This is a genomic window from Allobosea sp. FG18 (assembly GCF_057809495.1).
Genome location: NZ_JBMDKB010000029.1, coordinates 18,226 through 43,509, shown reverse-complemented (window position 1 = coordinate 43,509; position 25,284 = coordinate 18,226). Strand labels below are relative to the sequence as shown.

19 protein-coding genes are annotated in these 25,284 nt (G+C 63.9%); 8 read left to right on the top strand and 11 right to left on the bottom strand.

Annotation, left to right across the window (positions count from 1 at the left end):
- Window positions 1–8: 8 nt before the first annotated feature.
- Together ACODTJ_RS25275 and ACODTJ_RS25270 are read left to right on the top strand one after the other, a co-directional pair.
- Complete coding sequence (locus ACODTJ_RS25275; RefSeq protein WP_488850635.1) at window positions 9–3,755, top strand: strawberry notch C-terminal domain-containing protein; 3,747 nt, start codon at window positions 9–11, stop codon at window positions 3,753–3,755.
- A gap of 111 nt (window positions 3,756–3,866) precedes the next feature.
- Window positions 3,867–4,448, top strand: coding sequence for an RNA 2'-phosphotransferase (locus tag ACODTJ_RS25270; RefSeq protein ID WP_488850633.1), 582 nt, complete (start codon window positions 3,867–3,869; stop codon window positions 4,446–4,448).
- On the opposite strand, the gene ACODTJ_RS25265 is transcribed toward ACODTJ_RS25270, so the two are convergent.
- Window positions 4,445–5,350 (bottom strand): HNH endonuclease, encoded by a 906-nt coding sequence (locus ACODTJ_RS25265; protein ID WP_488850631.1) that lies wholly within the window; start codon window positions 5,348–5,350, stop codon window positions 4,445–4,447. The two genes, ACODTJ_RS25270 and ACODTJ_RS25265, sit on opposite strands and share 4 nt — an antisense overlap.
- A gap of 118 nt (window positions 5,351–5,468) precedes the next feature.
- On the opposite strand from ACODTJ_RS25265, the gene ACODTJ_RS25260 reads away from it, so the two are divergent.
- From ACODTJ_RS25260 to ACODTJ_RS25245, 4 genes are all read left to right on the top strand, one after another.
- Window positions 5,469–8,162: a DNA topoisomerase 3 gene (locus ACODTJ_RS25260; protein ID WP_488850629.1), complete on the top strand. Its 2,694-nt coding sequence runs from the start codon at window positions 5,469–5,471 to the stop codon at window positions 8,160–8,162.
- An 89-nt stretch (window positions 8,163–8,251) separates the two neighbouring features.
- Entirely contained in the window at window positions 8,252–9,769 is a 1,518-nt protein-coding gene (locus ACODTJ_RS25255) for a thioredoxin domain-containing protein (protein WP_488850627.1), read from the top strand.
- A 68-nt stretch (window positions 9,770–9,837) separates the two neighbouring features.
- Window positions 9,838–11,163: a hypothetical protein gene (locus ACODTJ_RS25250; RefSeq protein WP_488850625.1), complete on the top strand. Its 1,326-nt coding sequence runs from the start codon at window positions 9,838–9,840 to the stop codon at window positions 11,161–11,163.
- Between the two features lie 60 nt (window positions 11,164–11,223).
- Window positions 11,224–11,541 (top strand): hypothetical protein, encoded by a 318-nt coding sequence (locus tag ACODTJ_RS25245; protein ID WP_488850623.1) that lies wholly within the window; start codon window positions 11,224–11,226, stop codon window positions 11,539–11,541.
- Here ACODTJ_RS25245 and ACODTJ_RS25240 read toward each other — a convergent pair.
- Entirely contained in the window at window positions 11,538–12,053 is a 516-nt protein-coding gene (locus ACODTJ_RS25240; protein WP_488850621.1) for a hypothetical protein, read from the bottom strand. The genes ACODTJ_RS25245 and ACODTJ_RS25240 overlap by 4 nt on opposite strands.
- Window positions 12,054–12,445: 392 nt before the next feature.
- Between ACODTJ_RS25240 and ACODTJ_RS25235 the strand changes: the two genes are divergently transcribed.
- Window positions 12,446–13,024 (top strand): hypothetical protein, encoded by a 579-nt coding sequence (locus ACODTJ_RS25235; RefSeq protein ID WP_488850619.1) that lies wholly within the window; start codon window positions 12,446–12,448, stop codon window positions 13,022–13,024.
- A gap of 97 nt (window positions 13,025–13,121) precedes the next feature.
- Entirely contained in the window at window positions 13,122–14,504 is a 1,383-nt protein-coding gene (locus tag ACODTJ_RS25230) for a hypothetical protein (protein WP_488850617.1), read from the top strand.
- A gap of 67 nt (window positions 14,505–14,571) precedes the next feature.
- Here ACODTJ_RS25230 and ACODTJ_RS25225 read toward each other — a convergent pair whose 3' ends face one another.
- From ACODTJ_RS25225 to pilN, 9 genes are all read right to left on the bottom strand, one after another.
- The gene (locus ACODTJ_RS25225; RefSeq protein ID WP_488850615.1) at window positions 14,572–15,057 is read right to left on the bottom strand and encodes a hypothetical protein; all 486 of its coding nucleotides are present in this window, start codon (window positions 15,055–15,057) and stop codon (window positions 14,572–14,574) included.
- Window positions 15,058–15,131: 74 nt separating this feature from the next.
- The gene (locus ACODTJ_RS25220) at window positions 15,132–16,553 is read right to left on the bottom strand and encodes a hypothetical protein (protein ID WP_488850613.1); all 1,422 of its coding nucleotides are present in this window, start codon (window positions 16,551–16,553) and stop codon (window positions 15,132–15,134) included.
- Window positions 16,554–16,629: 76 nt separating this feature from the next.
- Window positions 16,630–17,214, bottom strand: a complete 585-nt coding sequence (locus ACODTJ_RS25215; protein WP_488850611.1) for a hypothetical protein — start codon at window positions 17,212–17,214, stop codon at window positions 16,630–16,632.
- A gap of 15 nt (window positions 17,215–17,229) precedes the next feature.
- Window positions 17,230–18,240 carry an ATPase, T2SS/T4P/T4SS family gene (locus tag ACODTJ_RS25210; RefSeq protein ID WP_488850609.1) on the bottom strand — a complete coding sequence of 337 codons (1,011 nt, stop codon included), beginning with the start codon at window positions 18,238–18,240 and terminating at the stop codon, window positions 17,230–17,232.
- A complete protein-coding gene (locus tag ACODTJ_RS25205) occupies window positions 18,240–19,310 on the bottom strand; it encodes a type II secretion system F family protein (RefSeq protein WP_488850607.1) in 1,071 nt (356 codons plus the stop codon). The genes ACODTJ_RS25210 and ACODTJ_RS25205 overlap by 1 nt, the downstream gene beginning before the upstream one ends.
- A gap of 8 nt (window positions 19,311–19,318) precedes the next feature.
- Window positions 19,319–21,214, bottom strand: a complete 1,896-nt coding sequence (locus ACODTJ_RS25200) for a GspE/PulE family protein (protein WP_488850605.1) — start codon at window positions 21,212–21,214, stop codon at window positions 19,319–19,321.
- Between the two features lie 15 nt (window positions 21,215–21,229).
- Window positions 21,230–22,147: a hypothetical protein gene (locus tag ACODTJ_RS25195; protein WP_488850603.1), complete on the bottom strand. Its 918-nt coding sequence runs from the start codon at window positions 22,145–22,147 to the stop codon at window positions 21,230–21,232.
- A gap of 11 nt (window positions 22,148–22,158) precedes the next feature.
- On the bottom strand, window positions 22,159–23,454 hold the full coding sequence (gene pilO2, locus ACODTJ_RS25190) for a type 4b pilus protein PilO2 (RefSeq protein ID WP_488850601.1): 1,296 nt from the start codon (window positions 23,452–23,454) through the stop codon (window positions 22,159–22,161).
- A 30-nt stretch (window positions 23,455–23,484) separates the two neighbouring features.
- A complete protein-coding gene (gene pilN, locus ACODTJ_RS25185; RefSeq protein WP_488850599.1) occupies window positions 23,485–25,275 on the bottom strand; it encodes a PilN family type IVB pilus formation outer membrane protein in 1,791 nt (596 codons plus the stop codon).
- Window positions 25,276–25,284: the final 9 nt, after the last annotated feature.

Genomic DNA, 25,284 nt, shown 5'->3' with positions numbered 1-25,284 from the left:
TGAGCAGAATGGCTTCGACGGAGTGGCTCGATCCGGGTGTAGAGGATGCTCGCATCTTCGTTGCCCAATTCGACAGCTCGAAAGAGCCGCACCATCGTGCTGTCGTCATCGAAGGCCATGGCGTCGATCAGAAGGCAGCCCACGCGCTTGGCGCGGTTGGCTTCCGGAAGGTCGATGGAGATCCGCCGGCGTGGCTACGCCCCGGCGGGCAATTCAAGCTGGGCGAGATCCGTGCTGCGTTCCCGGAATTTCGGACAGTCCAGCTCCCGTTCGAGGAGACGAGGAAGCGGTTCGCCGGGAAGTCGCCTCTCGACCTCGTGAAGCTGGCGCCCGTCGGTGGCTCGGCTAAGGTCAACCGCTTCCAGATCAAATACGAGCCAGCCTCGAAGCTCGGCAAGCCGATCGCAACGATCCCGACCAATCTCGCTGCGGCAACGGGGCGCGCGCTCGCTCAGATCGAGGACCGCAACGGCCCGGTCGACAGCTTCGTGTCCCGTCGCTGCGGCTGGTCGATCGCCGAGCTCTCCAAGGCGCTTTCACCCGAACAGATCGACGCCGTCGCCATGGCGCTCGACTCCATGGACCGCGGGCAGGGGCTCGTCATCGCCGACGCCACCGGTCTCGGCAAAGGCCGCGTCGTGGCTGCCGTGCTGCGCGCGATCGTCCACGCTGGCTCGGTCGCGATCTTCATCACAGAAAAGGAGAACCTGTTCTCCGATCTCTTCCGCGACATCATCGACATCGGCTCGTTCGATCTGTTCGGTCGCCCCTTCATCCTCAACAACGAGGCCGAAATCAGCGAGGGCGGCGGTGAAGACCGCAAGGTTCTTCACCCTGCCTGGGATCCGTCCGTGGTTCAGAAGGCCATCAAGGCCGGCGAACTCCCGGGCGGCACCAAGCTTGTGATGGCGACCTATTCCCAGTTCAACCGCGCTGGCTCGATCAAGGCCGACTTCCTCCGGCGCGTCGCCCGCGGCTCGCGCATGGTTTGCGATGAGAGCCATAATGCGGTCGGGGACTCCAACACCTCGGAGAACCTGGGCGCGGCGATGGATGAGGCGGATTCTGTCACATTCTCGTCGGCGACCTTCGCGAAGAACCCGCGCAACCTCGCTGCTTATCGCCGGCTTTTCCCAGCATCGATGCGCTCGTCCGACCTCATGTCCGTGCTCTCGTCGGGCGGCCAGGCGATTTCGGAAGCTCTGTCCCAGATGCTCGCTGAGGATGGCGCCTATTTGCGACGTGAGCACGATCTCTCCGACATCAAGATCGAGGTCATCGAGGACACCAAGCGCACCGAGCGCAACCGAGCGTATGCTGATGCGCTCTCGCCAATTCTGAGTGAGATCGCCCGACTAGGCCGCCAGGCGACGAACATGGCCGACGACCGCAACGGCGGGAAGGACGAGGACGAGAACGCCCGCCGGCGGCGGAAGGAGTTCTGGTACGCCGCCAACTTCGGATCCGGTCTGGCTGCCATTGTCCGCCAGTTCCTGACCGCTCTGAAGGTCGAGCTCGACATCGAGCGTTGTATCGCCGCCCTGAACCGGGGAGAGAAGCCCGTCGTCGTGGTCGAGTCCACGATGGAGAGCCTCATGCGCGAGCTCGCATCGGACACTCGGGCGGACGAGACTGCCGATGACGTCGCCTTCGAAGGCAGTGACGAGGAGCTCCCGGTCGAGAGCCGGCCGCCGGACTTCAAGGATGCCTTGCGCCTTTTCCTCGATCGGACCCTGACCCTGCGGATGAAGGTCCCGAACAAGGACCCGGAGCTCGTCGCGATCGAAGATCCTGACATGATCGCCGCGGGCGAGAAGGTGCGGGAGATGATCGCGGCGTTTCCCGATCTTTCGCTCTCACCCATCGACGACATCCGTGCCGCCATCGAGCGCGAGGGCGAGCGGCTTGGGACGGGCTGGAAGGCAGAGGAAATCTCTGCGCGCTCGGTCCGCGTCATCGGCTCCGAGTATGTCCAGCTGCCCAAGCAGGACCGGGTCGCCCAGGTCGCCGGCTTCAACTCGGGACGCTCGGACGCCCTCGTCATCACCAGGGCGGCATCGACCGGCCTGTCGCTGCACGCCTCCGAGAAGGTTCGCGATCGCCGCCGGCGCAAGATGATCGAGCTTCAGATCGCATCAAACGTCGTCGAGCGGATGCAGTTCTTCGGGCGCGTGAACCGCCGTGGCCAAGTCTCGACCCCGACGTTCGAGACGCTCTCGACCGGGCTGCCCATGGAGACGCGCAACCTCGCGCTCCAGAACAACAAAATGGCGCAGATGTCCGCCAACGTGACGGGCAGTGCCGAAAACGCGACGTCGATGGACGTACCCGATATCATCGACCAGGTGGGCAACGAAGTGTGCAAGCGCCTCCTCGAGGACAGGCCGGGCCTGGCCGAGCGCATGTTCATAGCGATGAAGCTGCCGGATCCCGAAAAGGCAGCGACCGAGCTCTATCACATCAACAAGTTCCTCTCCCGCCTGATCCTGCTGCCCTCCCAGGAGCAGGATCGGCTCTATGACGAGGTCGTGGCGGCCCATGTGGCCATGACGCAGGATCTCGCAGCGCGCGGCCGAAACCCGCGTGGTGCGCGCGAACTCGACGGCGAGTGGAAGGTCATCGCTCGCGAGATCTTCGAGCCGGGCGACCCTCGGGACGGCGAGGTATTCGGTCGGCCGGTCACGGTTACGACCATCGAACGCATGCGTGAGGCGAAGCCTCTCAAGGCCGAAGAGATCATGCGCATGATCGAGGAGGCCGAGGAGAAGACCCCGAAAGCGGCGAACGAACGTTTCCCGGACCACAAAAAGGCGATCGAAAAGCTGCGCCCGAAGCTGCGGTTCGCCGCGCTCTCCAAGCGCTACCTCAACGTCGAGCAGGCTCTCAAGGACCCGAAGGGCAATGCCGTCCAGAACCAGGATGCAAAGCTCAACCACCTGCAGGGGCTGATCGCGTCATGGCGCCCGGGATGCTCGATCCAGATCCCCGGCGAGGAAGGCCTGGAGACTGGGCTTGTCCTGGAAGTCCGGCCGCCGGACGACAAGGACCAGGTGGCTCACCCGGGCCAGTGGACGATCCGCTACGCGATCCCCGGTGACGAGCGGCCTCGTGTGATCTCTGCAGCAGGGGTGCACTCTGAGGCAGGGATCCTCGTACAGCCCTGGCGCGGGCCGCCGAATCCGGTTGCCCTGGCTCGCTTCGACAAGGCGCCCTCAGGCCATGTCCCTGAACGTCGCAAGGTCCTGGATGGCAATCTTGTTCGGGCAGTGATCGCCGCCCGCAATCAGAAATGGGGCTCCTCAGTCCTCTGGACCGACACGAACGGCGTCGGCCACCGCGCCATGCTGATCCCCAAGAACAAGCAGGACGCCATCCATGCGCTGGAGGGCCGCACGACGTCGCTGAAGGGCGCGCTCGCTGTGCTGCGCGCCGGCGGCGAGCTGACGACCGATGCGGACGCTCCGGACGACCGGGCGGCGATCTATGTGGATCGCCCACACCTGGTGGTTTCGTTCACCGCGCGGCCAAAGACGCTGAAGGCCTTCCTGACCGACGAGATCCTGGCGGTAACCGGCCCGTTCGCCGGCAGCAAGGATCGCGCCGCTCGGGTAGCGCTGCCGAATACGCCGGCGGTCGTGGCTGCTTTCCTCAAGGCCGGGCACGCTTTCCATTTCTCGGGAAGCTATCGCCAGCACGTCGCCAAGGCGCTGATGGAAGAGCCCGAACCCGCCGCGGCGCCTGCACCGTCCCCCTGAGCTCACCGGCATGCTAGATAGGATCATGTCTGCATTTGCCTGGGCGGCCCGAATCGAAGTCGTCACGAGCTTCGCAAACGAAGGATTGCGGAACTCGGATAGGAACCAACAATGAGCGTCCGCGACGTCAGCAAGTTCCTGAGCTTCGTGCTCAGACATGCGCCTGGAGAGATCGGCATCAAGCTCGACGCCGCCGGCTGGGTGCGCATTGACGATCTGCTTGCCAAGTCGAAAAAGGCGGGCAAGCGCTTCGACCGCGCGATGCTAGAAGAGGTCGTTGCAACGAGCGACAAGAAGCGGTTCACGATCTCCGAGGACGGACGTTTCATCCGGGCCGCGCAGGGCCACTCGATCAAGGTCGAGCTCGGGCTCGTGCCGAAGGAGCCGCCTGCGGTGCTCTTCCACGGCACCGCGGCAGCATCCCTCGACTCGATCTTTGCAACCGGGCTGGAGCCTCGTGGTCGCCAGCAGGTCCATCTCTCCATGGATATCCCGACCGCCCTCAAGGTCGGCGGCCGTCACGGCCGGCCGGTGGTCCTCACTGTGGCCGCGTCCGAGATGTGGGCTGCCGGTCACCTGTTCTGGCAGGCAGACAATGGCGTCTGGCTGACCGACAAGGTCGATCCGGCCTTTTTGAGCTTCGACCAGAGCTACGAACAACAGACAGACGAGCCCGCGGGCCCCAAGCTCTAGGGCCTAGTCATCGCAGGGGGCACCTGTTCGAAAACTGTCTCGCCGTTCGCCAAGGTGAGCCCGTGGCGGAGGCCGGTGATCCGGGTGCGGGACAGTCCAGTCCGGGTCCGCGCCGCCAGGACGCCAGAGCGCTCGCTGAAGCTCCAGTTCGGCTTCAACGGGAGCGGGCCGTCGACCTCAAGAATACTCAGATCCAGTGCCCACCGCTTGCGGCTCCGTTCGAGAAAGAGCCGGTTGTTGTGCTGAGCAGCGATTACCTGCTCCTGCGTGGTCCATTCGTTGACGGCTTTGATGCGCTCGATCACGGCATCTGAACGCCCGCGTAGCGAAGCCAATCCTGGGTGGAAGAGGGCATGGCAGTCATGACATGCCGAAATGAGATGCCGAAGCGTCTGCCGGCACCACCCGTCCGCCACGGGTTCGTCGTCGAAGCTCCAGACCTCGTGGCATTCCAGAGGCCCTGAACTCTCTCCGCAGCACTGGCAGACATGGCCCGCGGCTCGATAGGCCCGCTGACGTATCTCCTTCCAGGCCGCCTCGGTCAGCAGATTGGTGAGCGACGCGCCGAAGGAGCTTTCCGGGATCATCTCGGTCATCAGCGGGACGAACGCTTTGCGTGCGATCAACGGAACGAATGGCTGCCACTCGTCCTTAGTGGCCTCGGATCGGGGAATCGAGAGGCGCTTGTAGGAATCGATGTAAGCGCCACGGCTGACGAGCTCATTCTTCTCGACCTCCGACGACACAAGCCCGATCATTCCCGGTCCCGGCCACGACGCGCCGCGGCTTCTCGGCAACACCGTGCGGGTCTTCGCGCGAAAGGCCCGCGCGAGCGCATCCCGGCCAGCCGGCCTGGTGACGCCGGGGGTGAGATCGAAAGGCTGGTTCACGGTGTTCGGCAAGGGCATCTCGGGTTCAGGAGCGGGGCCGCCATCAGCTCCCGCATGAGGAATAACGCATCAATCCTTGATTTGCTCAAGAATTGCCCTGAAACTTGCGCTCTCAATTCGGAGCTCATGAGTGGTCCGCAGGCTTTACATCGCCGAGAAGCCGTCCCTGGGACGCGAGATCGCCAAGGCGGTCTCCGCAATAACGGGAGCGAGCCAGAGCAACGGTCAGGGCCTTATCAAGGTCGGACAGGACACCGTCACCTGGACGCGTGGTCACGCCTTCGAAAACGCCAAGCCCGAAGAATACGACCCGATCCTGAAGAGCTGGCGACTCGATACGCTTCCGTTCGTGCCGACCGAGTGGAAAATGTCGGCTCGGCAGGACATGTCCGGCGAGATCAAGGCCATCAGCCAGTGCCTTCGGGAGAAGCCCGACGAGATCGTTCATGTGGGCGACGCCGAACGCGAAGGTCAGCTGATTATCGACGAGATCCTGCTGAAATATGGCCTAGACCCGTTCGCTGCCAATGTGAAGCGGGTCTGGATCCAGTCGATGACCGACAGCGCTATCCAGAAGGCGGTCCGCGAAGCCTTTCCGAATGCCGAGAAGCGGAATCTTTCCCACGCCGCTTTGGCGCGCCAGCGGGCAGATTGGATCCATGGGCTCAATGCCACGCGCGCCTTCGCAATCGTCGTGCGCCAGGCTGGCGTCGACGGCGTCGAGGTTCGGGTCGGCCGAGTTCAGACACCCACTCTGAAGCTCGTCGTCGATCGCGATCGCGAGATCGAAAACTTCAAGCCGGTCGATCACTTCATCCCCGGCGTGACGTTCCAGCATGCGAATGGCCCGTTCAAGGCGAGCTGGATCATGCCCGAGGATACGCCCGGTCAGAACGCCGATGGGCAACTGCTCGACAAGGCCGTCGCTCAATCCGTGATAGACCGGGTTGCGGGGAAGACAGGGACCTTGTCCGACCTCCAGAAGACACCGAAGCACACGCCGCCTCCGCTGGCGTTTTCGGCAGGCTCGCTTCAAAAGGCGTGCTTTCGCAAGCTCGGGCTGCAGCTCGAAGAGACGGATGCGATCGCGCAGAAGCTCTATGATACCGGCCTAACCTCATATCCTCGGCCTGAATCGGATTACCTTCCCACGACGCTTCTCACAGAAGAGGCGCCCCAAATCATCGCCAATCTGGCCAAGGCAGCCGATCTGGCAGAGCACGCTGCCCAGGCCGACCTCAAGCTTCGGTCGCCGGTCTGGAACGACAGCAAGGTCTCTGACCACTACGGCATTGTCCCGACAACTGAGGCGACGCCCTCTCGGATCGCAGCTCTGTCGGGCAATGAGAAGCGTGTTTTCATGCTCATCGCGAAGACCTTCATTGCTCAATTCCACCCCGATTATCGGTACGAGTCGACAGCTGTCACCGTATCCGTTCCTCAAGGCGACAGGGTGGATCGGTTCAAGGCGACCGGTCAGCGCATCGTCGATGTAGGCTGGAAAAAAGTCTTCGGCGCCGAGGCTGACGACGATGACGACAAGGAAGAGGTCGAGGGAACCCTACCTGCGATGGCCAAGGGCGATCCGGTGGACGTGAAGGCCACTGAACTTGGCCCCAAGCGTACCAAGCCCCCGGCGCACTTCGATGACGCGAGCCTGATCGACGCCATGATGGCGATCCATCGCTTCGTCACGAATCCGCAGATCAAACAGCAGCTGAAGGAGAGCTCTGGGCTCGGGACCGCCGCAACGCGAAAAGCGATCGTCACCAAGCTCATCGATGTCGGACACATCGTCCGAAAATCCAAAGGCAAGAAATCGATCATCGTATCGACGCCGCTCGGACGCGCGCTGATAGACCTGCTGCCAAAGAAGGTCTCCAGCCCGGACATGACCGCCTTTTGGGAAACCTACCTGGAGAAGATCCGGGACGGGGAGTTCACCCTCGACCGCTTCATGGCCGAGCAAGAGCGGGCCATTCGCATCCTGATCGACGAGGCGAAGACCCAACCGGTCAACGTCGCGGCCCTTGGCGTGAAGCCGCTGCCCGGCCATGGCGATACCTGCCCTGAATGCAAGAAGGGCACGCTGCGCACCCGCACATGGCCCTTCGATGATGCCTTCAAGGGCAAACGCTTCCTGCGCTGCGACAACTTCATCAAGGATGACCCGAACGCCCAGTGTCGCTACCGCGGCCGGCCGGAAGGCGTCAAGGAAGCGCCTAAGCATCCCGACGAGGGCAAGGCTTGCACCGAGTGCGGGAAGGGCACCATGACGTCGCGTGTCTCGACCAAGAAGGGGCCGAACGCCGGCCGGCCGTTCATCTCCTGCTCGGCGATCGACTTCAAGACCGAAGGCGGCTGCCGCAATTTCGCGTGGACCGATGTCGAGAAGGCCTCTAGCCCGGACGACGGCAAGCCGTGCCCGGATTGCGGCAAGGGACAGCTGCAGAGCGGCATCGTTCAGAAGGACGGGCCCAACAAGGGGCGCAGCTACATCCGCTGCAGCGCGGCCGATTTCACCAAGGACGACGCCTGTAAGCATTTCGCCTGGACGTCGGAACAGAAGATCAAGGGCCGGCCGATCGCCGGCGAGGGGCAGCCATGCCCGAAGTGCGGCAAAGGCAAGATGATACGGCGGACGATCACGAAGGATGGGCCCAACAAGGGCAAGGCCTTCCTCGCCTGCAACAACTGGACGCGAGGTTCCTCCGACAACTGCGATCACGCGATCTTCCCGGATCGAAAGGACGCGCCCGCGAAACCTAACAATCCTTCAAAGGGAAAGCCGCCGGCGCCTCCTCCGCAAAGACGGAGAGCTTAATCCACCAGGATTGAGTCGCAGATCGTTGACCCACGCAAGAACCGGCCTTTAGATCATCAGGTTTTCTGAATGATCGGAGAGTCGGCTCCATGCGGGCAATCAAGAAAGACCTTCTCGGCGCTTCCGCCGCGATCCTCATCGCGTGTTCGGGCGCCGTTGCCCAGCCGGCGCCGGCGGAGCCGAGCAAGAGCATCGGTCCGGTCATCTCCGGCGGCTCTTCTGCGATCGCGCTTCCCAGCCCCACCGGTGAGCCGAGCAATCCTCTCGCCGGCCGCGGCGGCGAGCTCCCCGCCGTCATCCGCTACGTCATCTCCGAAGGGGTGAAGATCACCTCTCTCGGTGAGACCGCTGGCTTGCGTACCTATCTGGGCGAGGCGGCCAACGGTCGCTTCAACGCCTTCTACGTCGCTCCCGACGGCGAGCATCTCATCGCCGGCCTCCTGTTTCAGTCGGGCGGCCACAACGTCACCAACGACCAGATCGCGGCCATGCTCAAGCGCTTCGGCGAGGCAGCAAAGCAGATGCCCGGTATCGATGCCGGACTCCTGCCATCCGTCCCGGAGAGCGATCCGAAGGCCGATCCCAAAGGCGAGTTCATCGACTGGATGAAGTCGCTCGGCATGAAGATCACGCCGTTCGAGGGAACCGACGGCGGTGTTCAGGGCTATCTCGTCGAGGCTCCGGCCGAAGGCGGCGCGCCCGGGAAGATCCAGGCCATGTACGTCACCCCCGATCGCAAGCATGCGGTGGCCGGCGTGCTCGTGAAGCGCGGCGGCATGATGATGACCGGCGTCCAGGTCGGCCGTCTCCAGCAGCGTTTCCTCGAAGAAGAGCAGGCTCGCCAGAACGGCCTGTCCTCGCCTGTCGAGCCTGGTCGGATGCTTCCGCGCGCCGAGCCGGTTTCGCCGGAAGTTGCGAAGTCGCTGACGCAGAAAGCAAACCCCGCCAGCTCCACCATCGACACTAAGTCCGCCCCGGCGACGACGGCGCCCGTCCAAGTCGGCGCCGGTCTTCGTACCGATGGTCCGGCTGAGACCCCGGTGCCCGCCGGGGTCCCCACGCCGGTCCCCTACGTTCACCAGATCTCCTCGAAGCCTGCCAGCGCGTCCGACCAGTATCGCTATCCCGGCCAGGACGTCGCTGCCTTCATGGAGGCGATGAAGACGACCGTCTTCTTCACCGTGGGCGTCAAAGACCGGCCCGCCATCTGGATGCTGGCCGATCCGCAATGCCCGTTCTGTCACCAGGCTTGGGCGAAGCTGAAGCCGCTGGTGTTCGACGGCAAGATCCAGGTGCGTGTCATCATGATCGCCGGCCTGCGCAACTCCGAGCCGCTGACGAGGTCGATCCTCGGCCGCGCCGAGCCGGCCAAGGCCTGGCTCGCGGGCGAGGGCAGCATCGATAACGTTCCGGTTCAGCCGGGCCCGGCAGTCGGCAGCCCGGAAAGCGAGCGTGCCGGCGAGTATATCCGGATCAACAACGGCTTTGCCGCCCGCTACATGATCCGCTCGACCCCGTTCCTTGCCTACACGACGCCTGATGGGAAGTTGTTCTCGTCCGTCGGCTTGCCGCCGGATATGGACGCCTTCCTGGCCGCCCTCCGCTGAGGACCGTTATGTCGCTTCAGGACCTGCCTTCCCAGATTTTTGCCGACGCCGAAGTTCGAGTGGGTCGCATGCTTGCGATCCAAGCCGAAATCGCGCGCCTGCAGGAAATGGCTGACAGGTTCGAAGGCGAAACGCGATCGATCCTGGCCAAGATCGGCGGCCCCGAACTGGTTGACGCGCTCTTCAATGCCGTCGCCGATCGGGTCGCAGGCCATCCGCTCGTGACACTCGATGAGGTCGCGCCGCGCGCGCCGACACCGGCGCCGGTGGCGCGACCAGTCGCGGCTCCCCCTGGAGCGGCGGCAGCAGCTGCTCCCGTTGCAGCCGTGGAGCCTGCCCCGGTCATTCCCCGCCTGTCGCCGCAGATCCCGCGTGCGGTGGAAGCGCCGGCCTCGGAACAGATCGTCGATCTTGGAGACGACCGTCTCGACTATTTCGGCGTTCCGATTGCCAAGAACCATCTCGGGATGGCTCGCGAGATCGTCCAGGAGGCGAGGGACGCGGTCAAAGCTAATGACCGGACAGGGCTCGCCAAATACGCCCGCCGGTTCGGGCGCGTGGCCTGGAAGCGCCATCTCTATTTCGCGATCTGGCGCATCGAGTGCACAGGCTTCAACGAGGCCGAGCACTTCCCCGGCGACGCAACGGTCCCTGTCGGCGCCGAAACCGCCGCGGCTTCGCGTGAGCCAGCCAATTTCCCTGACCCGCCATTCGACGGTGAGCAGGCTGCAATCGTCAGCTATGCGCAGGCTGTTGGGACAAACGCTCCTGCGGAAGAGGTTCCTGAGGAGCCCGCGGCAGACGATGTCGGCCCAGCGGCCGTTGCCGAGATCGAGGCGGACACGCCCGAAGAGCAGGCGCTCACTGCTCAAGATGATGACACCGCGGCGGGTGAAGAGACTCAACAGGAGCTGACGGACGACGATCTACCTGTAGAGGAGGCCGATGCGTCCTTCGTCGAGCATCCGGTGGAGGTCGCTGATATCGGCGGGGACGCTCCCAGCGCTGACCAGAGAACTGAGGAAGCAGAAGTCGGGATCGGCAATGGAACTACGGTCGTTCCACTGGATCCTCCTCACGTTGCGATGGAGGTTCGAACCTCTTCGCCCGGCGAGCTGCGTCTCGGCGCGCCGCGCCTGCCGCCGGCTGCTCCGCCGATGGGACGTCCGCCACATACGGGGCCACGCCCAGCGCCGGCGCCCGTCCAGGCGCAGCTCGCCGATGACACGACATTTGGGGACCCCGACGGGGCTCCGGCCTTCGATCTCGCTCAGCAGCCGCCGCTCTTTGATGACGCGCTGCCTGACTTCCTGAAGACCCCCGCCGCCTCGCCGGCCGTTCCACCTCGCGCGGCGCCGCCCGGTGCCCCCCGCCGGTTCGCACCCGGGCTTTGATCCGTTAACCTGACTCTGCCAAAACGGTTGAAGGCCCGGGTGCGATAGGACGCTGCCGATATGGCTACGCAGGACGAAGTCGAAAGCCGCGAGGGGATGCTTGCCCGCATGATTGGTGAGCAGGCATCGAACGCCGTCCTGAACAGCCGGCGCATCGTCCCGAAACGTCATTGGACCGGCATCATCGACGAGGCGAGCAAACGCTTTCTGGACCCTAAGAGCCCAATCTCGGGAACGCAGGTCCGGCTATTTATGGAAGACGTGCTGAAGCGAGACGGCGTTCCGCTGCTTTCGCCCCGGGGGCTCTTCATCCTCTTCGTCGACAGCAGGATCAGGCGCCGCGACGCCCGCACTGGAGGGGCGGCCGCCGGACGCTAGACCGACGGCCCGGAGGGCTCCATAGCCTCCCGGCGCTCTCGATAGCGCGCGAAGGCCTCCTCGAGGCGACCTACCTTCTCGCGGTCGAACAGGTTCGGAATGATTTTCTCGATCGCCTCCTGACCGACCACCGCCGCGAGCTCGACGATCAACATTTGTTCGGGATCCGCATGCTCGATGGCGTGGGTCGCCTGAACAGCGATCCACTCATCGCTTTGCCCGTCGTTCAAGTTGAGGAATCCGCCGAAGCGATCCACCAGCGCTTGGATCAAGGCCGGGCCCGGTTCCGTAACCCCGATGTTGACATAAGTGAGCTCGCCGGGGACCAGGCTCGGCTCGTCCGTTTGAGACACGAAAAGTTTTCGCTGGACGCCCGCAGCGTCGCTGAAAGTCAGCCATCGCTCGCTAACGGTGATGCTGTTATCTTCAATCGCTTCGAAGCCAGAAAGGGCGGCACGGAGTTCCGTGGTCGAGAGCGAGCCCAGGAGATAGGCTTTGGCAGATACGGCCATGTGAGCTCCCCGACGGCGGTGCTTGAAATCGATGCGACGGCATCAATAGACAGGGCGAGCGGGAAAGTCACAACGGCTCGACGCCTACCACGATGCAGGGTTCACGGCATCTGTAACGGTGAATCTAGGCTTGCAGGCTCGCACTATTCAGGGGCGGCCGAGGCCATCACCGCAATCTCGCAGCGCGGGTTCGCTTAACCAGGCAGTCCCGAGCGAGTGCGATACAGCTCGATCGGAACAAATTTACCAATCGGCGACTCCCGCCGGGTAGGAATGGATAGGATTTGACGCGTCGAGACTGGTTCCCGAGCCAAATCTGTTAACAAGTCGTTAAGGCAGTCTTCCCTGGCGGCCGTTTCGATGGATTCGTGGGCCGGAGTACGGAGTTGCCCATGTTTTCGCAGCGCGAGTTCATTGACCTCATGGAGGCGAACCCCTTTTCGGTGGTCCGCCCGGATGGCGGTCTCATCGCTGTCGTGTCGATGGACGCGGTGAACGGCCTCTGTATCGTCGAGCGGCCCCACAAAGCCGAACTTGCCTACTCCGACCCTGCGCTCGCCTGCCACGCTCTGAACAAGGCTATCTGCGACCCCGAGATCTCAATGATCCGTCGTTCCAAGGCGGGTTGCGAGATCGAGTGCCGGGTGGAGAGCAACGACGGAGAGTGCCGCCGGCGCGTCCGGTTCTTTCGGATGGAAGACGGCAAGGAGTACTGGCTGGTGCTGGTGGATGATCCCGATCTCGAAGACAGCTTCGAGGCGACGGAGTACGTCTGCGAGGAAGGCCACATCACCGAAACGCGCGCAGTCAGCTTGAAGGTCCTGCATGAGCCTTGGCTGAGCCACCTCGTCGAGAGTGGCGTCGCAGCACAGAACCCTGCTTGGGGCTTGGAGACCGTCTACGAAGGCCGTCGGCGGCTGCGGCTCCTGACCCAGGAGCTATTCAGCAAGGCCGCCCTGACGACTGCATGAGGCTTCCTTGCCTGCATTCCCCGTGGGCGAGCAGCAACGGCTGCTTCCGACATGCATCGAACCGGCGCACAGTCCGTCCAACACAGGAGGGCTCGCCGTGGCGCTTTCAATCGACCGTGATGACTTCCCCTTGGCACAACCCGACTTCGTCTGGCCGAACGAGGGAAACCGTCACCCGCTCGCGCACGCTGGCGCGCGGCTCGTCCAGGAATTCGCCCGTGTCGGATGGGACGCTCCCGGCTTCAACGTGGAGCTGGCGATCCGAGGATCCGGGCGCAACCTGCACCGCCAAGTCCAGCGCATCAGCGGCGACCTGCCGGAAGGGCCTTTCGTTTTCACCTTCGGGATGCACGACGTCGATCGCGACGGCAAGGCGGTCGCTGCCGGTCTAAGCGAGATCGTAATCCCGCCGGGGATCGAGCTCGTCACCTATTCCGACAACAGCGGTCCGACCGCCGCGATCTATGTCGGCCGCAACTGGAAGGCCGATGCCAAGGCCTTCATCGAGGGCTTCAAAACCAACGCGAAGCTCAATGGCCAGCGCAAGTCATACCTCCGGTACGAAGCAAGCCATCTCCCGCGCTATCGCGGAATCCTGCTCCACACCAACGACCTGGGAAGGGAATATGATCCCGAGGGTGCTGAGCCGACGGCCCTTGCTCTCATCGAGATCGTGGCCAAGGTCGAAGCGGTGGTCGACCGGATCATTGCCCAGCTGATCAAGCTCCCTTCTGCTGAGCTCGGAGGCCCTGATGCGGGGCTTTCCAACCTCTTGCCCGTAACGGCGACGCCGGCGCCCCCTGATTTTCCGAAGCTCTACGCTTGGGTCAGGGATCACCGCCTTCATCACCTCCTTAGTGAACCTAAAGGACCTGAAGACGACTATGCGCTGCGGGGCGGAACGCGCCTTCTCAGGCTAGGTGATCGCCCGCGAGCCAAGGTAGACCCCATCGCTTACGAGGGCTTCATCTACGCTTCGGCTGATCCGCGGGCCCGCCGTGAACACCCTATGGATTCGTACGATCAAAGCCTGCCGGTCGAGATAAAGCTGAGCGACCTCACTGACGTCTATGTCGTTGACGCATCCCTCTATCGAGATGCTCGCTTGACCGCCTACGCCAGGGCTCTCGCCAGGGGCAAGGAAGAAATCACCGAACGAGACATCGTCGACGCCATGGGCGCCGTCGCCAAGTCGATGGTGCCCGTTACGGAATACACCGGCGGCTTCCTTGAGCCGATGCACCTCATTCGTCGACAGCTCACACGCGACGAAGTCCGGGTACTTCGTGGACCGATCGGCGTCCATGAGGGAGCTAACGCAACCCAGCTTGTCATGACGGACGAGGAGACGGGCACCGAAGTGCTCGTGCAGAGCGTGAAGCTGACGCCAGGATGCGCCTCCCATGACATCCGGGTAGAGCGCATTCTCCAGCTTGCGGAAGAGACGCTGGGACCGTCGATCGGCCAATTCCGAATCTAGGCTGCCCGAAAATAGAAACGCCGGCCTCCATCGAGAGGCCGGCGTTTCCATGATGAGATTGCTGTTGTCACAGATTCCGCGGGATCGAGGCGTTCGGCCCTTCCGCGCAAGGCCCATTGCCATAGCCCGTGATCCAGCAGCTGGAAGCGGCTGAGGTCGCGCCGCAGCGCCCAGGGCCGACACAGACCAGGTTGTAGTAGACGATGATGAAGCCGTTCGTGCCGCCGGTCTGGATGGCGTAGTACTGATATTGCCACCATCCCTTCGAGCGCCCGTCATTGATGATCACGCCCGGATTGTACGGCGCGTAGCCATTGCCCGGTGTCCAGGTGTGGTCATAGGTCTGGGCGAGTTGAATGCGTGCCTCTGACGACGTCTTCTCCGCGCCGCGCTCGCCGAGTTGATCCAGCCATTGGGATGCCTGCTCCACCGTCCGCACCGCACCAATCGATGCGGGGGAGAGGTCGGGGCTCGGGGCTGAATGCGAAGGGGCCGCCATCGCCAGCATAGCCAGCGTAGCGAAGGCCGCGATCTTGAGTGACAGCTTCTTCATGGTGTTCCCTGATCGACCTGCGCCGGAAAGGACTCGTCGGTCTATTCTACCTTGATGGGACCGGGATTTCGCGATCACGGGTAATAGCAATAGGTCATGGCCATCGCCTCCCACGCCTCGGCGTGGTCCGTGCCCGTAAGGTTGACGCGCCAGTAGGTCCCGAGGTCCGACGCCATGTATTGGCGCCGCACGATCGTCGTGGCCGGCGAGGTCGAGACGCCGTCATCCGTCACCGTGATGTTCAGGTTCGCCTGGAAGGCCCAGGAATCCGCGCGCGGGTGGAGGATGATCTTCGCCTCACCGCCATTGCCGCACAGGGGCTTGTAGACGTTGGGAGCGCCGCTGCTCGCCGCGTAGCCCTCCTGGAGCACGTAGCGCGGTAGAAGGTCCCCGAGACGGTACTGGTTGTTGGTGCCGTTGCCGCCGAAGACCGCCGACTTGTTGTAGGTCCCGCTGACCCGCGTATCGAGCGAGAAGCTCTGGGTCCGCAACGTGTTCAGGTTGGTGAGGCCGGCAGGCTGCATGTAGTAGGTGTTGTTGGTCCGATCGTAATAGATCGGCGCGTAGACACCGTTCCCGAAATTGCCGGTTCCAACCGCGGTAATGTTCCCACCGGCAGCAACCTCGCCATTCACATGAATGTTGGGCCCGATCTCGACAGTGCCTGAGGTGCCGACGCAACCGGCCGCGGTTGCCCCGCCAGCGCAAACCGCGGGCGCATTCGTGATGGCATTGCCGCCCATCGCGAGTGCGACTCGCATGGTGTTCTGCTCGGGATCTCCGACATCGATACGAGCAAGATAGGGGCTGTTCAGCGTCGAGTCGTTGACGCCGACAACCGACATGACGTGACCAGGCTGCGGAGAAACCGAGCCTGCGGTCCAGTTGGAGGCCTGCGCCCGCCAGCCGCCGCGGGTCCCGACGATATCGTTGGTCGTGAACCCTGCGACCGGGACCTGCATGATGAAGCCGCCCTGGGCGCCGGCCAGCGTCGCGACGGTGCCGATCGAGCGATCAGGGATGGCCGCGCCCCCCTGGCTGACGATCATTCCTTCGATGCGTGCCTTCTGGTTCGGCAACACAGGGTCGATTTTGCGGACCACAAGCGCGTGCGAGTGCCCGTAGGGATTGTTATCGATGAAGTCCCGGTAGAGCATGCCGGCGCCCTGCACGCTCGGCAGCGTCGCAGTCGGACCGTTGGGCGGCAGAGATGCTGCGTTCGTTCGCCCGATGGGGATCACGAGCGGCTGGTCGGCCATGACGGTGGGATGCTGCAGGAGCTGAGGCGCATAGGCATCGATGTACTGCTGCGACGCCTTCGTGATTTCGCGCAGGCGTTCCGCCGCGCCACGGGCGCGAACGCTCTCGCCGGTCTGCGCGACGAGCTGAGCGAGCCCGCCAATGACGAGCACCAGGATGCCCAGCGCGGCTGACACTTCGAGCAGGGTAAGACCGCGGCGCCGGCGGGCCTTGGTGGTCCCCGGATTCTTGATCATGACGACCTCACTGCGGATCGATCAAAGGATTGACCTGATGATCCAGGATAAATGCGATGGATTCAATGGCCGCGATCTAGAATCCGCAGCTGACTCCACCCTGCGTCTTTGAAACCAGCGTCGGCGTTCCATCACTCACGCCTGGAAAGCCGGGCACCGGGACGACGATGCTGCCGATTCCTGGTGTAGCTGGAGCTCCGGTGCCGGTCTGCGCATAGCCCCGGACGACGACGGCGCTGCCGGCTGCATCCCAACGACCGATGCCGCATCGGTAGATAGGCTTCAGAGCCGTGAAGATCTGGCCCTGAATATGCCCATAGGTGTATCGCGCCAGCTGAGGATCGCTGTTGATGTCGGCGTAAGCGGTGACGATGAAGTCGCCCGTGTAATATGACCGCAACCGAGGCAGGGCTTCGCCGATACGCGCCACAAACGGAGGGTTGCCGCGGAAGGTCGTCGGAAGGGTATCGGCGGTATCGATCCAGCCGACCACGCAGGGGCCGCTCGTGCTGCAGCGCTGGACGGCCGCAGCGTGTTGGATCACGAGCTGGCGCGCCATTGCCTGGCCTTCGTCGAGACGCATAAGCGCCTGATCCTCACGAGTGGTCCCGTAGAAGGCCGCGATGAAGAGCAGGAAGAGAAGAACGATGAACAGGATCATGGGCGCTCGCACCGATCAGATCGGCAGCTCTCCCTTCGCCATGCGGTTGCGTTGCGCCTCGATATCGGTCCCGAGCATGCCGATGTCGCCGGTCCGGATCTTCTGGCGAAGACCGCGCTCCTTCCCGAAGAACAGGGACTGGACGAGTAGTCGCCGTTGAACCCGGCCGTCCGAGGCGCGGATCTTGCGCATCTCCTGGTGGAGAACCGCCGCGACACCGTCAGCCAGCATGTCGCGAGCCATGTTCAGATCGACGCGCGACGCGACGTAATTGATCATCCGAAGCAGCGCTTCCTCGATCGAACCGCCATGGATTGTTGCCAGGACGACGTGACCGGAAAGCGCGGCGTTCAGCACCTCCTGCGCGCTCGAAGGATCGCGGACCTCTCCAAGCATGATGTAGCGGGGCTGTTGCCGCAGGGCCTGGCGCACGAGGGGCGCAAAATCGCCGTCCTTGACCTTGACCTGGTAGCAGACGCCGAACTGGCCGTGCTTACCCTCCAGCATCAGTTCCGGCGGGTCCTCGATCGTGATCGCGATCTCGCCGTAGTTGATCAGATACTCCTGCAGCAGCGAAGACGCCGTCGTGGTTTTGCCCTGTCCCGTCGTGCCGGCGATCAGGATCAGCCCGAAGCCGCGCGGGCGGCCGCCGATGCCGGGATTGCCGATCGGAGCAAGCGCGCGCACGACCTCGACCGGGAGCCCGAGTGGCTTGAGCCGCGGGATCGGGAACATCGAGCGGCGAATGTGATAGCTCGCGCCATGCTCGATCTGGATCTTGGTAATGCGGTAGCGGACATTGTCGTGGTCGAGAACGAATTCGTTCTCGCGCTGACCCATGGCGCAGACGCGGCGATGGACGTCGTCGAGATCCGCGACGGCGTTCTTCGGAACCATATAAAGCGGCTCCGAAACATCGGTCATGCCGCGCATGTAAACCTCGCCCGCCTCCGACATGTAGATGTCGGTGAAGTCGAGGTCACACAGGCGGTCGGGACGGTCGGGGGAGTTGACGATCGCTGTCATCAGAACGTCGACGTGATCTGGGACTGCAGGGAGAAGATGCCGCCGACAATCATGCCGAACGCGGCCGCAAGCAGGCCGATGCAGACGTTGCGCATGACGGCGGAGCTCCGCTCGATCCGCGTAACGGTCTCCTCAAGGTTTTCGCGGCCGATCGTCGTCAGCGCCTCATCGAACTTGTCGAGCGAGGCGTAGGTGCGCAGGTCGAGCACGACTTCCCGGTCGGGGAACTCCATGCGGCTGCGATAAAGCGCGTCACCGATATTGGTGCCGTCGTTCATAATCGCGAGAGCTTTGGTGAGCCGTTCCTTCATCCAGGGGGAGGTGCCGCGGATCATGATCCTGAGAGCCTCCGTCGTCTTGATGCCAGACTTCACCATCGTGGCGAAGGACAGCAGGAAACCGGAGCCTCGAACCAGGCGATAGAGCGCGTACGGCGGGAAACGGTCGGCATAGACCCGCGCGCGCCCGGTCCACCGCGGCATGGACCACAAGATCACGAGGGTCAGCACGACGAGTCCGACCAGCGATGGGATCAGGCCAACCTCAACGAAGTCGGCGATATAGGCCAGCATCGCGCCTGAACCCGTCCACCGCTCCCGCGGCACGATCGTGCTGAACGAGGGGATGACGTTGGTCCCCACGATCACCAGCAGTGTGATCAGCGCGCAGAAGATCACGAAAGGGTAGGAGATGCCGATGATCAGCGCGGTGCGAATGCGCTTCTGTCCGATGTGGATGAAGATCGCGTCGTCGAGCGCCTCGGGGAGCGAGCCGGCCTTTTCACCGGCACGGATGATGGTCCGGTCGCTCTCCGGCACCCAGCCTTCCATGGCATCACCGATCGACTTGCCGTTCTCGACACGCCGACGCCAGGCGTCGAGCGCGATCGCCGCCGGCTTCTTGGGCTTCTTGCCCTCGTTGCTCTCGTGTCGCCACATCGTCTTCAGCGACTCCGTCATCGTGACGCGGTTGCGCTGTAGCCTTGCGAGCTTGCGATAAATCCTGAGGCGATCCTTGCCCCCGAACTGAAACCGGATGAAGGCTTCTTCGAGGTTCCGAAAACTGGTCATTCAGAGTCTCACGAAGCGAGAAGGAGATGTTCTTGCGCGATGAAGTGCTGGATCCGATCGGGCTCGGCGCTCTGGATGACACCGACCTTGTAGCGAACCTCGTTCGCATCGACCTCGCCGGCCGCGACCTTCATCAGGGCGTGCTCCAGCATGGTCATGCCATCGAGGTTCTCGATCCAGTACTGGTGAGCCAGGACCTTCTCCCCGCGGGAGATGAACTCCATGAACTTCTCATCGGGGATGATCGTCTCGGCCACGACCGACCGACCCGCATAGCCGGACCGGCACTGACTGCAGCCGTCCGGGTTGGCGAAGCGCAGCCGATTATCGACCACCTCCGCCGTGAAGATGCGACCGAGAAGCTCGACTTCGGCTTCCGTGGTGATCTTCCGATCGAGCGCCTCTCGCGTCCGTAGACCGCAGTGCGGGCACACACGCCGAACCAGGCGCTGGCCGATCAGGCCCGTCACCAGAGACGCGTCGGACAGCTTGTACTCTTCGACCTTTAGGTCGCGCAGACGATCGAGCACGGACAAGCCGTTGTTCGCGTGGAGCGAGGCCCAGACCTGGTGACCGGTCATCGCCGCCTGGAACGCGAGCGAAGCCGAAGCCGCGTCGCGAATTTCGCCGATCATGAGGATGTCCGGGTCGGAGCGCAGGGCGCCGGTAATCGCGAGGCGGAAGGCCTCGTTGCGATCGTCGGCCGACGTCGCATTGGTCACAGGAAGCTGGATCGCGCCACGGATTTCGTATTCCGGCGGATCCTCGACCGTGAGCACGTTCACCTCGCCATGCTTCTCCCGGATCGTCGACTGGAGCGAGGTCTGCAGTGTGGTGGACTTGCCCGAGCCGGTCGGGCCCGAGATGATGTTGATCCCATAGGGGCGCGAGCGCATCTCCCGGATCTGCCGGACATGATGCTCGGCGTAACCGAGCACGTCGACATCGCCAGCCGACTTGCGTCGATCCGCGTAAAGCAACCGCATCACGCAGTGGCGGCCACCGTCGGGCAGGGGGTTGTAGCGCAGGCGGATGGCCTGGACGCCTTCCGGCAGCGTGGTCTTCAGCGAGGTGATACGGGCGTCCTGGCCGTCGTACTGCTTGTAAGTCGCGTCCGATGCGTCGGCCATGTGGAAGGCGGCCATGAGCATTTCCTGCGCGATGCCTGAGGGCAGCTCGCGCAGCTTCGTCATGACGCCGTCCGACCGAACACGGATGTTCGCTTCGTGGCGACCCACATCGACGTGGATGTCAGAGCAATTGGCCTGGGCCGCGGTCCTGATCAGGTCGAGAACCACACGCTGCATCGCCTGGATATCGACCTGCGAGCTCACATAGCCGACACGCTTGTGATAGGTCTCGTAGACCGACCGGATGACCTCCATCGGCACAAGCAGAATATGCTTGATCTTGTAGCCTTCCCGGTCGAGCAGCGCCCGAGCCGACGACGCAGGCGATGAACCCTTGGCGGATTCCGCGATGAGCAGCGTCCCGTCCGACAGGGCCGCGCAGATCTGGATCTGACGCTCGGTGAGCTTGAATTGGCCCTCGGCGCCCGTCACGACGTCGCCGCTGAACTTCTGCAGCTCCTCGACTTCCTTGTCGCTGGCCGCGCGCGCGGGCAGACCGCTCAAAGTCACCGGGCTCGGAAGGTTGGATCCCGACTTGACGGCCGGAGCCCCAGTCCCGGGCCGGCGAGCAATGCCAGGCGCCCGGATCGGTGTCACATCCGCATCGTCTTCACCAAAGGCAGGCGCGACCGGCTTCGCGACGACAGGCGCAGCCGCAGCCGCCGGCCTGTTCGCCGGCCGGCTGTTGGCCTTGCCGGAGGCGCGCTTCGCCGGAGCCTTCGGGCTACCGCCCAGACCCAGGAAGGATGCGATCTTGTCGGCTAGCGCGCCCATGAAAATCCGGCCTTGTCAGCGACCCATCGGAGAGGCGAAGCCGTTTCCGACGAGCGGGGGAGCTGCCTGAGGAGTGAGGGGGAAGCTGGTACCCCAGCCGAGAACGGAACGGCCCGTCGGGCGCTGGATTTCGACACCCGACAGCGAGACCTTCACGATCCGGCCTTCAGGAAGGGTCTGACCCTCGCGGACGGTCACCTGGCCGCTGCCGGGGATCAGCAGCGTCGCGGTACGACCGCGGACCTCGACGACGACCGGCTCGGGATTGATGATCTGCGCGGGCGCCCCGCCCATGGCGGGATTGAGCTGGCCCGGAAGCCCCGGAACCTGCGGCGGGGCAGCAGCCTTCGCGGCCGCCTCCTTCGCCTTCTTCTCCTCCTCGCGCCATTCCTTGACCGAGGCGTTGTTGTAGAGCGTACCCCACAGCTTCACCGCGAGCTCGGCTTCCTTCACCTGCGCTTCGAGGAGGCTGATGTTCCGCTGAATGCCGGTGAGCGCTTCGAGATCGGAGGCGCTGGCAATCGGCGCAGTGCCGAGGGGCCCCTGGCCGGGCGCAACCTGCGCATTGGGCGCGCCATCACGCGCCGTCAGGCCCTGCAGACGCTCGCGCGCGTCATTCTGCATGCGCTCGGCATAGTCGGTCGCGCCGCGCAGGTTCATGCGCTTGGCAGGATCTTCCGCGCCGGCCTGGGGAGGCTGAACGTTGAAGCCGCCATCCGGCTGCGGAACGATCGGTGCCGGCGCACCGGGCACCTTGGCATCCGCTTCGGCGAGCGGGACCAGGCCGATGGGGGCCTGACCCGGGCCTGGCGAAACCACGATGGGGGCGCTGGGCATGCCGCCGGAGGGCAGGGGCGGCAGGGACTGCTGGGCGACCGCCGGGAGGGCGACAGAACCCAGCAGGGCGAAGGTGATCAGCGAACGCTTAAGCACGGCGGGGCTCCTTACTGCTTCGGCCGATTGGCGGCGACCTTGCCTGCCGGAAGCGGTTTCTGTTCATGGATTGCGCCTTCGACCACGTAGCGAAGACGCCCGAGGTCGAGGGTGATCGAATCGATGGTCAATCCATCAACCTTTCCAAGGATCGTGGAAAAGCGAGAAGGATCGTAGGGGGTCTCGAACCGGAACTTGATGGATTCGAAGAACTCGTTGCGATCGCCGTTCGACCAGCGGATCTGGGTGAACGTCTCCTCCAGCCAGGACTGAAGATAGCGACGCGCATCCGCGAGGCGCGGCGCATCGAGAGCGGGCTTCGAGGTTTCGAGCTGGCCTTCCATCGTCCAGCTCACGTCGACACCGTTATCGCCCGTGGGGGATGCGCTGGCCGCCTTCATGCCGGCGCGGTCGAGAGCCCAACGAACCCAGTTGATGGTGCCGCCGCCGCTGCCCAGGGCCGCCTGTCGCTCGATCGACAGCAGGACCGAGTTGCCGGTTCCGACGCAGCTGATCGACTTCGGCTTCCACCCCGGGATGGAGAGGACGGCCTTCTTCATCGAGACCGAGCAAGCCGGGACGTACGTGGCGGCTGTGAAGCGGCCTTCCCACGGCATCGGCGGGACCTGGACTTCCTCGACCTTGTTTCGGCCGGGAAGGTTCGCCTTCGCCTGTTCCTCGAGGCGGCGAAGCTGCTCCTGGTAGGCGAAGTCGTCCTGGATCTTCATGTAGATCAGGCCGCCGGCGATCAGCAGAGCGCCGGCACCGATCACGAGGATCCATTTCAGGGCCGAGCCGACCTTGCTCGTGTCCTGAAGCGTCGGCGGACGCGAGCCGGTCAGGAAGGAGCTGATCTCGACGTCCTGCGCGCCCTCGAAGCTGAGAGAGGCAGGCGAGAACGTTTCGCCCCACTCGGAATGACCGAGGAGCTCTTCGAACTTGCCCTTGGCATCGAGCTCGTCGCCATAGACTTGGTCGGTCTCGGAGAGGATCTCGCCGTCGCGAACTGCGAGCAGATAGTAGCCGCCATCGACCTCGAAGAGACCGAGCCAGCTTCCCTGGCGAGAATCCGCCATGTGAGCGGCAAGAGAAGCTTGCCCCTTGGAGTGGCCAAGGGCCCGCGACCCGAGACCGTACTGAGCAACGCCAGCGCGGACGCAGAACAGGTCCTGGTCCTCCAGCCGTGCGGCATGCGCGCGCGCGGCCTCGGCGACCTTCTGGACGTCGTCGGCTTCGTTCCAGAGCAGGCCAACCGCATAGGTGCGGCCGGCAAGCTTCAGAACATGGACCTGATCTTCACTGGCCATGCTTCGTCATCCCCATGCCCGATCCCAAACTCAGCGGTTGACCACCGGCTGCGCAGGGACCGTGGCGAGGTTGGAGGCTGCGCCCACTTCAAGAATCGTGGGCGTGATCGCGATCACGAGAATCTCGCGGTTGAGCGTCTTCACCGACTGACCGCCGAGCGGCCACAGCGCCGAATGGCCGGTGCCGCTGTTCTGCGACGACGACCGCACCTGCTCGAAGCCTGCGAGCACGAGGGTCGCATTGTTCGGCAGCATGGCCTGCTGGATGAAGTTGCGCTGGTTCACGTTCGGCAGCTGGATCGTGCTGCCGTTCGACGAGAACGTCTCGAAGCCGTTCTGGCTGCCGACGAGTTCGCTGATGTTCATCGCGTACTGCATCAGAATGGTGCCGTCCTTCTGGATCTTCGGCACGAGATGGAGATTGAAGCCGGTCGTCACCGAGCCAGGCGTCAGCGCGGTCGAGGCGCCCGAGCCCGAGCCCGAGGACTGCGTGACAGCGACCTGGGCGAGATAGCCGCGGGTGTTCGACACCTGGAACGGCACAGGCTGGCCGTTGATGGTGGTCACCGAGGCCGAGGTCACGACGGAGACGTCACCACGGGTGGACAGCGCCTGAACGAGGCCGGAGCCCTGGGTATTCAGGGAAGGATCCAGAATCGCCCAACCGAGGCCCTGGTTCTGCCCGGCGCCAGGCACGGGGACCTGACCGATCGCGGTAACCGGAGCCGGCAGAGAGCCAGTCGTGGCGAAGCGGAGACCGTACTTGCCCGCGTTCTGGAACAGCAGGTTGATGTCGGCTCCGTAGTTGTCGCCATCCTTCAGCTGAACCGAGTAGACCTTCACGCTCATCGCAACCTGGCGCGAAAGCACCTGATTGACGCTACGCAGATAGTCGGTGACGCGCTTCATGGTCGACGGGGTCGCCACCACGGTAACGGTGCCCTGGCCAGAGGCGACCTGGATCTGGCCGTCGCCTCCAACCATCGCCGTCAGGTTCTCGCTGATCTCCTTCCAGACCTCGAAGGAGGACGTCGTCTCGGCGGACTGATCCGTGCCACCGGTGGACGTCGTGCCGACGCCCTGGCCGCTGCCGCCGCCAGAAACCTGGCTGCCGGCCTTCATGTTGAAGGCGAGCTTGGTGGCGATCGGCAGACCCGGGACCTCGAAGACGCGAGTCATGTAGCGGCTGAAGACGATCCGTCCCGCCTTGTATTCCCAGTTGACGTTGAAGTTCGTCGCAATGAGATCGAGCAGACCGCTCAGACGTCCGGTGTAGGAGAGGCGCATGCGGCCGCTGACGCCGAGATCGCCCGACGGGGATTCCAGCGCCGCGAACTGAAGAGCCGGGGCACCCGAGCCAGCGATTGCTGCGGTGGCCGCGCCAAGGGAATCGCGCGGAGCAGCCGACACGCCGGCGCCGATCGCCGGCGCTGCGGAGACACCGCCACCACCACCGCCGCGAGGACCGACCGACGCGACAGCGACCGGAATACCGGTCTGCTCGGTCACGATGGCAGCGACCTCCTGGAAGGAGACGAGACGAGCCTTGCCGAGGGTGACGCTCCCGCTCTCCCACTTGCCCGGGAGAGGATCGCCATGATCGTTCAGCTTGGCAGTAGCGCCGACATAGACCTGGTCGGTGGACCGAACAGCCGAAACATCCCGAGCCGCCATCGGCTGGGGCGCAACGGCGTTCAGGCGCTCGGCCGTGTCACGCGCATTCTTGGTCTGAACAGCGGTCTCAGTCGAGGCGCAGCCTGCCAGAGCGGTCGAGAAGCTCAACGCCAGGAGGAGCGAGCGGGAAAAGATGTTGGGACGCATCGGATGCTC

Excerpts from the sequence above, each read along its gene's own strand:
- ACODTJ_RS25205 (WP_488850607.1), bottom strand. The coding sequence starts at position 19,310 with ATGACCAGTTTTCGGAACCTCGAAGAAGCCTTCATCCGGTTTCAGTTC.
- ACODTJ_RS25245 (WP_488850623.1), top strand. The coding sequence starts at position 11,224 with ATGGCTACGCAGGACGAAGTCGAAAGCCGCGAGGGGATGCTTGCCCGC.
- ACODTJ_RS25275 (WP_488850635.1), top strand. The coding sequence starts at position 9 with ATGGCTTCGACGGAGTGGCTCGATCCGGGTGTAGAGGATGCTCGCATC.
- ACODTJ_RS25215 (WP_488850611.1), bottom strand. The coding sequence starts at position 17,214 with ATGATCCTGTTCATCGTTCTTCTCTTCCTGCTCTTCATCGCGGCCTTC.
- ACODTJ_RS25220 (WP_488850613.1), bottom strand. The coding sequence starts at position 16,553 with ATGATCAAGAATCCGGGGACCACCAAGGCCCGCCGGCGCCGCGGTCTT.
- ACODTJ_RS25250 (WP_488850625.1), top strand. The coding sequence starts at position 9,838 with ATGCTTGCGATCCAAGCCGAAATCGCGCGCCTGCAGGAAATGGCTGAC.
- ACODTJ_RS25225 (WP_488850615.1), bottom strand. The coding sequence starts at position 15,057 with ATGAAGAAGCTGTCACTCAAGATCGCGGCCTTCGCTACGCTGGCTATG.
- ACODTJ_RS25270 (WP_488850633.1), top strand. The coding sequence starts at position 3,867 with ATGAGCGTCCGCGACGTCAGCAAGTTCCTGAGCTTCGTGCTCAGACAT.
- ACODTJ_RS25210 (WP_488850609.1), bottom strand. The coding sequence starts at position 18,240 with ATGACAGCGATCGTCAACTCCCCCGACCGTCCCGACCGCCTGTGTGAC.
- ACODTJ_RS25235 (WP_488850619.1), top strand. The coding sequence starts at position 12,446 with ATGTTTTCGCAGCGCGAGTTCATTGACCTCATGGAGGCGAACCCCTTT.
- pilN (WP_488850599.1), bottom strand. The coding sequence starts at position 25,275 with ATGCGTCCCAACATCTTTTCCCGCTCGCTCCTCCTGGCGTTGAGCTTC.
- ACODTJ_RS25200 (WP_488850605.1), bottom strand. The coding sequence starts at position 21,214 with ATGGGCGCGCTAGCCGACAAGATCGCATCCTTCCTGGGTCTGGGCGGT.
- ACODTJ_RS25240 (WP_488850621.1), bottom strand. The coding sequence starts at position 12,053 with ATGGCCGTATCTGCCAAAGCCTATCTCCTGGGCTCGCTCTCGACCACG.
- ACODTJ_RS25255 (WP_488850627.1), top strand. The coding sequence starts at position 8,252 with ATGCGGGCAATCAAGAAAGACCTTCTCGGCGCTTCCGCCGCGATCCTC.
- pilO2 (WP_488850601.1), bottom strand. The coding sequence starts at position 23,454 with ATGGCCAGTGAAGATCAGGTCCATGTTCTGAAGCTTGCCGGCCGCACC.